Below are 12587 nucleotides of genomic sequence, written 5' to 3' on the forward strand. Positions count from 1 at the left end.
CAGTTGTTAAAGCAGTACCATAGGTTTTTGTTGGTCCTGTTGCAGTAATCGTCAAATTAGCTTGTCCTACAGTCCCGTTAAATGCGTTGAAAGTAATGTTATAATTCGCAGCTAAGAACCCGCCTGTTCCTGTTGGTGCTGATGGTGTAACCACATAGGCTAATCCCGCAGCTGTAGTTGCTGATAATCCTGCAACATTCGGCGTAAGGGTTACGCTTGTTATAGTTTGTCCTGGAATAGCTCCAACAGCTGTAAAGTTAGTTGCACTTGCTCCTGCTGTTAGGGCAGTACCATAGGTTTTTGTTGGTCCTGTTGCAGTAATCGTCAAATTAGCTTGTCCTACAGTCCCGTTAAATGCGTTGAAAGTAATGTTATAATTCGCAGCTAAGAACCCGCCTGTTCCTGTTGGTGCTGATGGTGTAACCACATAGGCTAATCCCGCAGCTGTAGTTGCTGATAATCCTGCAGCATTAGGTGTAAGGGTTACGCTTGTTACTGCTTCTCCTGGAATAGCTCCAACAGCTGTAAAGTTAGTTGAGCTTGCTCCTGCTGTTAGGGCAGTACCATAGGTTTTTGTTGGTCCAGTGGCTGTTACCGTTAAATTGGCTTGTCCTACAGTTCCGTTAAATGCGTTGAAAGTAATGTTATAATTTGCAGCTAAGAACCCGCCTGTTCCTGTTGGTGCTGATGGTGTAACCACATAGGCTAATCCCGTAGCTGTAGTTGCTGATAATCCTGCAGCATTCGGCGTAAGGGTTACGCTTGTTACAGTTTGTCCTGGAATAGCTCCAACAGCTGTAAAGTTAGTTGCACTTGCTACAGTTGTTAAAGCAGTACCATAGGTTTTTGTTGGTCCTGTTGCAGTAATCGTCAAATTAGCTTGTCCTACAGTCCCGTTAAATGCGTTGAAAGTAATGTTATAATTCGCAGCTAAGAACCCGCCTATTCCTGTTGGTGCTGATGGTGTAACCACATAGGCTAATCCCGCAGCTGTAGTTGCTGATAATCCTGCAGCATTAGGTGTAAGGGTTACGCTTGTTACTGCTTCTCCTGGAATAGCTCCAACAGCTGTAAAGTTAGTTGCGCTTGCTCCTGCTGTTAGGGCAGTACCATAGGTTTTTGTTGGTCCTGTTGCTGTAATCGTTAAATTAGCTTGTCCTACAGTTCCGTTAAATGCGTTGAAAGTAATGTTATAATTCGCAGCTAAGAACCCGCCTGTTCCTGTTGGTGCTGATGGTGTAACCACATAGGCTAATCCCGCAGCTGTAGTTGCTGATAATCCTGCAGCATTAGGTGTAAGGGTTACGCTTGTTACAGTTTGTCCTGGAATAGCTCCAACAGCCGTAAAGTTAGTTGCGCTTGCTCCTGCTGTTAGGGCAGTACCATAGGTTTTTGTTGGTCCTGTTGCTGTAATTGTTAAGTTTACTTTATTAATAACGAAATTTCCTGCCGACAATCCAGTTAAAGTACTGTAATTGGCAGTGTTGGTCGGCACAAAACTTGCAGTAACTGCATAAGTTGCAGCTGTTGTTTGAGATGCAGCAGCTCCTGTTAAAATTGTAGTTACTACTCCTGGTACTGAACTGGCAGAAATACTTACCGTAGCACTTTGAGCAGATCCTGAATAAGTTGCTGGTGAATTTGAAACCACTAAAGTCGCTGTAGGAGCTGTTCGAGAATCATTTGAAACATTAATAACACCAGATATGGTTGTAGTAAAGTTAGTTGTATTAATAAAAGTAGCACCAGATCCTGTAAAACCCCATGTTCCAATTGCAGTTCCTAATCCTCCAAGAGTAAGATTTGCAACGGTAACGTTTGATACAATATTAGCAAAAGCTCCACTAGCAATAGTTAAGTTATTTGCTACTGCGCCTAGAGCAGTAGTACTATTAATACTTAGTGTTCCTGCGCTTATGTTATTTCCGCCAGTGTAGGTATTAGCTCCACTAAGAGTTACTGTTCCTAAGTTCGATTTTGTTAAACCACCTGTACCGGCAAGTATTTTACTTATTGTTCCGCTTTCAACGGCATATGAAGCCGCTGTTAACGCGCCTGTAGTTCCTGTAATAGCACCACTCGTTAGCGTTACAGCACCAACTGTATCAGTAAAAGTCAACATGCTTAATGTTCCTCCTGAAACAGTAACTGCACCAGTTGCTATTGCACTATTTACTCCATATTGTAGCGTTCCTGCAGAAACGGTAGTTAAACCGGTATACCCATTACCAGCTGAAAGAATAACCGTACTTGATCCTATCTTTGTTAAACCAAGTGTACCACTAGAATTATTAATTGCACTTGAAAATGTGAGTTGTTGTCCTTCGGCACTAGCAGCGGTTGTTCCGCCTACATTCAAATTAAAAGTTGCAGCTACATTCTGATTGATACTTCCTGTAAATGAACTATTAACTCCAAAAGCATCAATAGTTGAATTAGTTGCACTAACTGTAAGTCCTCTGTCGAAAGAGGCTATATTTGATTGAAGTGTTCCTCCATTAAGGCTAATAGTACCTCCATTTCCAAGAGCACCATTACCCGAAGAAGCTACAACTGCACTTACTCTTAAAATCCCTGAAGTAATAGTTGTACCACCTGAATAAGAATTTGAAGCTCCAGAAATAATAGCGGTGCTAGTTCCAATTTTTGTTAAGCCTAATCCTGCGGAAGTATTGTTAATTAATCCTGAAAGTGTTAAGTCCTGACCCTCTGCACTTGCAACGGTAGTTCCTCCAATATTTAAATTAAAAGTACCAGCAGCCGTTTTTGTAATAGGCGCTGAAATAATTCGTGAAGTACCATACCCGTCTAGCCCAGAATTTGTTACTGCAACAGTAATCGTTTTACTAAAAGTTGCTGTGTTGAATTGAATAGTTCCACCATTTAAAATAATATTACTAGCTGCACTTGCACTGTTACCAAAAGCACCATTTGTATTTGTAACAACAGTATTATTAGAAGCTCTTAAAATCCCTGCGGTTACTGTTGTAGTTCCATTATATGTATTTAATGCGGACAAATCCATTGTACCAGCACCTTGTTTTGTAAGTCCTCCAGCACCACTTACTATTGAACTTATCGAAAGATCAACAGCTGTAGAGTTTGTAGGGTTAAAGGTATCATTAGCTACAATAAAGTTTCTAGTGGATGCCATTGTTATAGGTGCAGCTATTGTCGCACCACTTGTTCCTGTACCTGCATCTGTAACGGTTACATCTCCTCCAAGTGTTAATACTCCTGAACCAGTTATAGAAGAACCCGTTACTGCACCGCATTCTAACAATGTACTTGTAGGTGAAGCAAGATTGAACGTCGATAAAGCAAGTATACTTCCAGCAGTAACTGTTAAAGAACCTGAAAAAGAACTTTTACTAGCATTAAGCGTAACACCGTTTGAGTTATCAATGATTAGGTTAACGGTAACTGTGGATGGTAACTCAACATTAGATGTTATTTGAGCAGCACTCCCTTTATATTCTAAAATTGCAGTGGAATAGATTGGTGTAGTTCCTGCTACTGTTACAGTACCTTGTATAGAGAGCAGGGTATTAATCGTAGATGTGGCTGAAAATGTTTTAATTCCACTTCCAGACAAGGTCAAATTGTTATAGGTATAGGCACCTACGGTTTGATTAGCAGTTGTGCCTCCAGACCCATTGCCATAGTATTCTACAGTTCCTGTTGAGGCGGTAAATGTTCCTCCACTCATATTCCCACCCACATTCAAAAATCCAGCATTTGAAAAAGTAAATATATCATTAACATCACCCATTGTTATAGTCCCTGAAGCGGTAACGGTTCCTGTAGTTAAAGTTATACCTGAATTTCTTTGATTACTTCCTGTTGCGGTTACAGTTATTGTGGTACATGAAAGTGAACCTGATGCAACATCTAGAATTTTATCATCATTATTACCAGTTCCTGCTCCAATAAGTACTGCTCCTGAAACTGTAAGCGAATTTCCTGAACTAATGGTGACAGTATTCGCTGTATTACCACCGTTCATTGTATAAGTTTTACAGACTGCGCTAGTATTTATTGTGATAGTTGCAGTTACACCATTAGGAATTACTACATCATGAGCGCTTGTAGGAACCAGATTTAAAGACCAATTTGCAGCCGTATTCCAGTTGCTACTACTTGAACCATCCCAAGTATTAGTTTGCGCAGAAGCTGTGATTCCAAATAGCAAACTCAATAGCAGTATTGCCACCGAGAAAGAGTTGTTTAAAGGCTTCTTCTTTAAAATGATTTTCGAAAAGCCAACATCGTTAATAGGAATTAACAAAAGTCCTGTAATTTTACTGATAAAAAATCCAGTAGTCATTTGTTTTACGATTAAGAGCGCTGTTTTAAAAAAGGCAAATAGGGCATTTACGCTTTTTGTTTGTAATGGTGTTTCCATACTATTTAATTTAAACATTTTAAAAAAAATCGAGTACTTAATAAAGTAACTCTTACTTTTTCAGTTAATTAGGTTTCGTTTTGTGGTATTTTGGGTATTACATAGCAAAGTAAAGGGCAGTTTAAAAAAAATAAAAATAAATCTGTTAACTAACTCAAAAACTCGTTTAATAACCTATGCTAATCCGTTCATCTATAATAGGTGTATTTCATCGATAGTTAATTTTAACAAATATCTTTATAATTACATAATTTGTAAGAATAAATACTTTTTAACATTTTTTTTTTATAAAAACAGACTTATAGTAAGAATAATTTAATTAAAAATCGATTTCGAAGTATGATAAATAGATTATAATTGTTAAAAAAATAAATAAACAAGTGTTAAAAATGGAAAATACCTAAAGATTGAAAGATTGAAAAGTTAGCGCTAAAGAATTATTTTTATTGATTAAGGTGAGAAATGAATGGGAACCAAATAATAAAGCTGTTTTCTTTTGAAGTTATAGTGCACATGTTTTTAATGTTTAATTTTTTTTAACAATTAAGGCATTAAGAGAATTACGTTTTAGATTGTTCTTAATGAACCTTAAGTATTTTAATGATTCGAATTTTTGTGAACTTATTTCAAATGCTTTTAATGCTGGAGAAATTCAATAACTATTGTTTCTATTTCGAATAAAAAAAAAGCCTTACAAAATTGTAAAGCTTTTATGAAAAGGTATTTTAATTACAGTTTTTATAATTCATAAATAAACGATTCTAAGGGTGAAATGCTAATTTTCACTTTTCCCTCACCATTTACAACATGAAGTTTTGTAGTGCTTTTTCCGTATAATTGGTCTTTAATTGAATATATACCATCTTTTACTTTCCATGATTGAATGACATCAGCAGGGATTTTTAGCTCAAAATGACTGGTGTGTTCTGATGAAAAATTAGTAATTACAATGAGTTTTTGTTTATCAGACCAGCGTACAAACGAATAGACTTCAGGATAATACCCTGATGTAGCATAACGATTCAAACCATGTATTTCTTGGTATTTCCCCATTAATGCCGAACTGTTGATAGTAAAATTCAACAGTCGTTTGTAAAAATCCCGTAGGCTTTTTTCAGATTCTGATAATTGCCCACCGTCGAACTTGCCTCCATTCATCCAGCGTTGATGATTGGGAACGCCTACATAATCAAAAATTGATGTTCTAGAATGCGTGCCAAAACCGCCATTTTCGTTACCTGCCTCACCTACTTCTTGTCCGAAATAAATCATTGTTGGCGAAGTGCTTATCGTTGCCGAAAGTACCATTAATGGTTTTCCTTTTTCGGATGAACCTGCAAATTCTGGGCTTGCCAAACGTTGTTCATCGTGATTGTCTAGAAAATGCAACATATGATGTTCGATATCTGCCATACTTTTTTGAATATCGGTAATAGGATCAGTATTGCTTTTTCCTTGAATAATTTCTTTCAATTTATCATACAATGCCACTTTATCATACAGATAATCCATTTTCCCTAAACGAATGTAGTTTCTCGATTCATTAGGATTATAAACCTCAGCTATTAAAAAAGCATTTGGGTTTTTCATTTTAATAGACGAATTCATGTAACTCCAAAATTCATACGGCACCATTTCGGCCATGTCATAACGAAAGCCATCAACTCCTTTTGCGGTCCAATACAAAGCGATATCTCTAAATTTTGTCCAAGAGCTCGGTACCGATTTGTCTTTCCAAAAAGCAAAATGCTCCTTATTCGATTTTTTATCGTAACCTGCTGGAAGCTCCGGAAAATCTTTAGAACCATCGGGACGAATGCCATAGTTTATTTTTACCGTTTCATACCAATCGTTTATATCTGGTTTTGCCAATCGCGAACCATTGCCAGTCCATTTTGCAGGATTTTCATCAAATTTACCATCAATTAGAGGATTCTTTTCCCCATTTAAGGGTTTGTAATTATCCGATGTTGGTACTTGAAAAGCTTGTCCTGGAATGTAATAGAAATTGTTATTTCTGTCGTATTCTACTGTAATATTATCATCGGCGCCAAAATCGCGAACACCTTTCGGATTTGATTTTCCCTCGTATTTTCGTGCAATGTGATTCGGAACAATATCAATTATGACTTTTAACCCATTTTTGTGTGTTCGTGCTATTAAAGCTTCAAATTCTTCAAGCCGTTTTGCGGGATTTACTGCTAAGTCTGGATTAACATTGTAATAATCTTTTACAGCATACGGCGAACCTGCGCGCCCTTTTACAACTTCTGGATCGTCATTTGAAATTCCAATCGCAGTATAATCGTTTACCAATGCGTGATGTGGCACACCTGTATACCATATATGAGTGACTCCTAATTTCTTTATTTCTGTTAACGCTTTATCTGTAAAATCATTAAACTTACCTACTCCATTTTCTGCTATAGTTCCCCAAGGTTTATTTGTGGTGTTTTTATTACCAAACAATCTTGTAAAAACCTGATAAACAACTGCTTTTTTCTCTACAACTACTTCTTTTTTATTGGTAACCATACTTTTCTTCTTTTTATTTTGAGCATTTGCCGATAGCGTAAAACCTATTAATGCCATTAGAACTATTTTTTTCATGTTGTCTTTAATTTTAAAAAGTCTACTTCACAAATATAAAAAAATACCATTAGTTTGTATCTACTGATAAATTATTCTTAATAACGATTTTCCTTGTTGGCTTTTTCATAAATTTGGCAAAAAATAAAACCATTTGAAAAATATTCTTTTTTTTCTATTTCTTAACTTGTTCTTGCCAGGTTTTCAATCACTTTTGGCTCAAAGTTCAAAGAAAATTGTAATTGAGTATTCGGATTTTGCCGATGTCAATCAAACTGAAATACCAGATGCTTTACTACTTTCGGGAAATGTGCGTATCAATCATGACGGAGCCATTTTAACGTGTAATAAAGCCTACTATTTTCAGAAAGAAAACTACGTAAAAGCTTTTGGAAATGTTCAAATTGTGCAAGGCGATACCTTATATATGAACAGTAAATATGCTGAATATAATGGAAATATCAAGCAAGCCTATGCCACAGGAAATGTAGTGATGCGTTCACCTGAAATGACTTTAGCCACAGACACATTAAACTTTGACAGAAAAAATCAGCAAGCCTATTACAATACTAACGGAACCATTACGAATAAAGATAATGTTTTAAAAAGTAAATCGGGACGGTATTACGCAGCTGAAAAAAAGTTTCAATTTCTAACCGCAGTAACAATTAAAAATCCTAAATACGTAGTAAAATCGAACCATTTAGATTATTACAACAATTCAGGTCATTCGTATTTGTTTGGCCCATCAACCATCACTAGTGACCAAAATTTTATTTACACTGAGAAAGGGTTTTATGATAGTAAAAAGAATATTGGACATTTTCTCCGTAAATCTTATATAAAATACAAAGACCGATTGATAGAAGGAGACAGTTTGTATTACAATAGGACTAAAGATTTTGCATCGGCAACCAATAATGTAAAAATTACCGATACTATAAACAAAGGCATTATCAAAGGACATTATGCTGAAATTTACAAACAAAAAGATTCGATGTTTGTAACCAAAAGAGCCGTGGCTATTAATCTAGTCGATAAAGATTCTGTTTATATTCACGGCAAAAGACTTTTGATTACTGGCAAACCTGAAAATAGAATTGTTAGAGCTTACACTAATGCTCGATTTTTTAAAACCGATATGAGTGGTAAATGTGATTCGATACACTCTAATCAGAAAACTAAGCTCACGCAACTCATTGGAAAACCTATTCTTTGGAATTTTGACAACCAAATGACGGGCGATGTAATGCATTTAATTGGCAACGATACGACTCAAAAACTAGATTCACTCAAAGTGCTTAACAATGCCTTTCTGGTCTCTAAAGACACCTTAGGAACTGGCTTTAATCAAGTAAAAGGACAAAATTTATTCGGGAAATTTAAAGACAATAAACTCTACGAAGTGGATATTATAAAAAATACCGAAGTAATTTATTACCTCAGAAATGATGCCCATGAACTCATAGGGATTAATAAAAATGTGAGCAGCAAAATTAATTTAACTTTAGACGGCAACACTATAGATACCATGACGTTTTACACCAATGTGGATGGAGATATTTATCCTGAAAAAGACTTGCCCGAAAATGCAAGGAAACTTCGAGGATTTATTTATCGAGGTGAGGAACGAATGAAAACCAAAGATGATATTTTTCCACCAGAAGAAAATGAGTTAAACGATAAAATCATTAAAGAAAGTGAAGCCGAAATGAAAAAGGAAAATGTTCCAATGAAAGTACGAAAAGAAACCTTAGATTATGATAAGAACAATCCTGTTTCAAAACCAGTAGTAAAATAAATCAAAAAATACATATTCCTTTTGAATCCTGATTTCATCAAATACCAAGCACAAACGTCTCCCTACCCTTTAGGAATGGAGATTTCGCATGCGCTGGGTTCTTACATTTATGATACCAATACTAAAAAATATTTAGATTTTGTTGCTGGAGTTTCTGCTTGTGCACTTGGACATCAAAACAAAAGAGTTAATGATGCCATAAAAAACCAATTAGACAAATATTCACACGTGATGGTATACGGTGAATATTCGCAAAGCCCAGCGGTTGAATATTGCAAATTACTAGCCTCACTCCTACCCAAACCCTTAGAAAAAACCTATTTGGTCAACTCAGGAACTGAAGCTACTGAAGGAGCTTTAAAACTCGCTCGTAGAGTAACTGGCAGAAGCCAACTCATTTCTTGTCATAATGCGTATCACGGTAATACGATGGGATCGTTGAGTGTTATGGGATTTGAAGAGCGCAAGCAAATTTTTCGTCCGTTAATTCCAGATGTCGATTTTATAACTTTTAATAACGAAGCCGATATCTTAAAAATAACTACTAAAACTGCTGGAATTATTTTAGAAAGTATTCAAGGAGGTGCAGGATTTATTCAACCAGAAAATGATTTTTTAGTAAAAGTAAGACAACGTTGCGACGAAGTGGGTGCTTTATTGCTTATTGATGAAATCCAGCCAGGCTTTGGAAGAACCGGGAAATTATTCGGATTTCAAAACTATAATGTAGTTCCTGATATTGTTATTTTAGGGAAAGGAATGGGCGGAGGAATGCCAGTTGGTGCATTCTCAGCATCAGCGGCACACATGGATTTACTAAGCCACAACCCTAAACTGGGACACATTACCACATTTGGCGGACATCCTGTCATAGCGGCTGCCTGCTTAGCCACTTTACAAGAAATCATTGAAACTAACCTAATGCAAGAAGCATTAGAAAAAGAAAAACTATTTCGTTCGCTTTTGGTACACCCTTTGATACAAGAAGTAAGAGGAATAGGATTAATGTTGGCAATAATGACTAAAGATGCATCAATAACCAATCAAGTCATCTTTAAATGTCAAGACAAAGGATTAATTTTATTTTGGTTGCTTTTTGAGGGTTGCGCCATAAGAATTACACCTCCTTTAACTATTTCTAACGATGAAATTCGTGAAGGTTGTGCCATAATTCTTGAAGCAATGGATGAGATTCAATCGATAATGCATCATAAATAATTATCAATTGTTAATTCTAAATTATCAATTATTCTTTTGTTAATTAAATTGTTCACAACAATTCTAAATTTTCCTCACATTAAGAAGTACGTTACCTAATTTTATTTAGGATAATTTTAAAGAAAAAGATATGCAATTAAGCGACGAAGACGAAGAAGACTACAACTTATCCTTATCAAAATTTGAATCGATGTTGAAAACCAACAAAGTGCTCTTTTTTGATTCTGAGGAGTTTGAAGACATTATTCTTCATTACCTTGATATGGGTAAAGCCTCTTTAGCAAAAAAAGCCTTAAAATTAGCATTAGAACAACATCCCAAATCAACTGGTTTAAAATTGGTTCAGGTAGAAATGTTGGTCTATGAAGACAAACTCGATCAAGCAGAAAAATTACTGAACGAGTTATTTGCTATCGAACCCAACAACGAAGAAATATACATTCAAAAAGCCAACATCTATTCTAAAAGAGACAATCACGAAAAAGCCGTAGAATTATTAAAAACAGCTTTAAAATATACGGACGATTTTGCAGATGTTTATAATTTAATAGGTATGGAATATCTTTTTATGGACAATCTTGAAATGGCTAAAGAAAGCTTTATTAAATGTTTAGAAGAAGATGTAGAAGACCAAACCGCTTTGTACAATGTGGTATATTGTTTTGAGTTTTTAGACCAAAATGAATTGGCTATCGAATATCTGAATAAGTATATCAATAAAAATCCCTACAGTGAGATAGCTTGGCATCAAGTGGGGCGATTGAATTATGGTTTAAAAAAATACAACGAAGCTTTAATTGCATTTGATTATGCAACCCTTATAGACGATGAGTTTCTAGGCGCCTTTATGGAAAAAGCAAAAGCTTTAGAACGACTCAAAAAATATAAAGAAGCTATTGAAAGCTATAACCGAACAATTGAATTAGACGACCCTACGTCCTACGCCTTACTTAGAATAGGAAAATGCTATGAGAAATTAGGAAATAAAGTTTTAGCTTTAAAATTTTTCAACAAAACAGTTCATGAAGACCCACTGTTAGATAAAGGTTGGATTGCGATTACCGATTTTTATGTTCGTCAAAAAAACTTTCAAAAAGCCTTATACTATGTAAATAAGGCCTTGAGCATTGATAACGAAAATCGTTTTTATTGGAAACGATATGCTACCATCAACAAAGAAATGAATTTATTTGAAGAAGCAGAATTTGGTTATAGAAAAGCGGTAGAACATGGAGACTACCAATTAGATACTTGGTTGTTTTGGGTTGATATTTTACAATTTCAAGGCGAATTCGAAAGTGCCATTCAAACTTTATTACAAGCATCCGAATATTTTCCTGAAGAATATGAAGTAGCATATCGTTTGGCGGGATTGTATTTTATGATGTTAGACGACAAAAAAGGAAAATTTCATTTAAGCAATGGTTTACGTTTAAATTATAAACACCACACTATTATTAAAGAATTATTTCCAGTTGTTTGGGACAGAAAAATGGTGCAAAATGCCATAAATAAAAATAAAAAATAATAGGACTTGATTTCTTTACCGCAGATTCGCAGATTATTGAAAATTACTGAAAAAAATCTGCGAATCTGCGGTGGAATAAGTATTAATATTGAACAGATTTTCAATTTGATTACTATTTTTAAAAATATAAGAATAGTCATAAAAAATAAAATAACTTAATGTCACATAAACAATTCGGATTAGTTGGAAGAAATATTAGTTATTCCTTTTCAAAAAGTTATTTTACAGAACGCTTCCAAAAAGACAATACACAAGATTGCACTTACGAAAATTTTGATATTCAAGAAATTACTGATTTCCCGTCAATTCTAAAAAACAATCCCGATTTAGTAGGATTAAATGTCACTATACCTTACAAAGAAACCGTAATTCCGTTTCTTAATGAATTATCCGAAACGGCAGCCAAAATTGGTGCAGTAAACGTAATTAAAATTACAAAAGAAAGGAAATTAATTGGTCACAATTCAGATTGTTATGGTTTTAAAAAAGCATTAGAACCTTTATTAGAACCCCATCATAAAAAAGCCCTAATACTTGGAACAGGCGGTGCCTCTAAAGCGGTTGCCTTTGCCTTAGAAGAATTAGGAATTTCATCTGCTTTTGTTTCTCGAAAAGCTTCAGAAAAACAGATTAGTTATGACCAAATAGATGCTTCTACTTTCGAGAATTACCATATAATTATAAATAGTACTCCTTTAGGAACAAGCCCAAATACTGAGGCATTTCCTAAAATTCCTTATGAGTATTTTACACCAAAACACATTGCTTTCGATTTGATTTATAATCCAGCAGAAACCCAATTCCTTAAAAAAGCGAAAGCAAATGGAGCAGTAATAAAAAATGGTTTAGAAATGCTAGTGAATCAAGCGGAAAAAGCTTGGGAAATTTGGAATGAATCTTAAAAAATCTCTATTAAATTGTATCAACTGCTATACTTCATTTGATTATTTTTAGATTAAAAAAATTTAAATCCCTATAGTAATAGGTTTTAAATGTTTATAATTGTTGGTTTTACTTTGAATTTCAGTACATCTTTAGTATCTTTC

The 12587-nt window shown here is 35.0% G+C and carries 6 protein-coding genes; 4 read left to right on the top strand and 2 right to left on the bottom strand.

Annotation, left to right across the window (positions count from 1 at the left end; translation table 11 throughout):
• Together F6464_RS11830 and F6464_RS11835 are read right to left on the bottom strand one after the other, a co-directional pair.
• A partial coding sequence (locus F6464_RS11830; RefSeq protein ID WP_191963380.1) for a beta strand repeat-containing protein occupies positions 1 to 4405 on the bottom strand: 4405 nt, incomplete at its 3' end.
• Positions 4406 to 5143: 738 nt separating this feature from the next.
• Positions 5144 to 7015: an alpha-amylase family glycosyl hydrolase gene (locus F6464_RS11835; protein WP_394349407.1), complete on the bottom strand. Its 1872-nt coding sequence runs from the start codon at positions 7013 to 7015 to the stop codon at positions 5144 to 5146.
• 133 nt (positions 7016 to 7148) lie between these two features.
• On the opposite strand from F6464_RS11835, the gene F6464_RS11840 reads away from it, so the two are divergent.
• The 4 genes from F6464_RS11840 (at position 7149) to F6464_RS11855 (ending at position 12443) form a co-directional block, all read left to right on the top strand.
• A complete protein-coding gene (locus F6464_RS11840) occupies positions 7149 to 8795 on the top strand; it encodes an OstA-like protein (protein ID WP_394349408.1) in 1647 nt (548 codons plus the stop codon).
• Positions 8796 to 8816: 21 nt separating this feature from the next.
• Positions 8817 to 10013 carry an aspartate aminotransferase family protein gene (locus F6464_RS11845; RefSeq protein WP_151108094.1) on the top strand — a complete coding sequence of 399 codons (1197 nt, stop codon included), beginning with the start codon at positions 8817 to 8819 and terminating at the stop codon, positions 10011 to 10013.
• A gap of 130 nt (positions 10014 to 10143) precedes the next feature.
• A complete protein-coding gene (locus tag F6464_RS11850; protein WP_151108096.1) occupies positions 10144 to 11541 on the top strand; it encodes a tetratricopeptide repeat protein in 1398 nt (465 codons plus the stop codon).
• Positions 11542 to 11699: 158 nt separating this feature from the next.
• On the top strand, positions 11700 to 12443 hold the full coding sequence (locus F6464_RS11855) for a shikimate dehydrogenase family protein (protein WP_151108098.1): 744 nt from the start codon (positions 11700 to 11702) through the stop codon (positions 12441 to 12443).
• Positions 12444 to 12587 lie beyond the last annotated feature (144 nt).

Origin of the sequence: Flavobacterium luteum (assembly GCF_008806775.1) — a bacterium.
GTDB classification, from domain to species: Bacteria; Bacteroidota; Bacteroidia; order Flavobacteriales; family Flavobacteriaceae; genus Flavobacterium; species Flavobacterium luteum.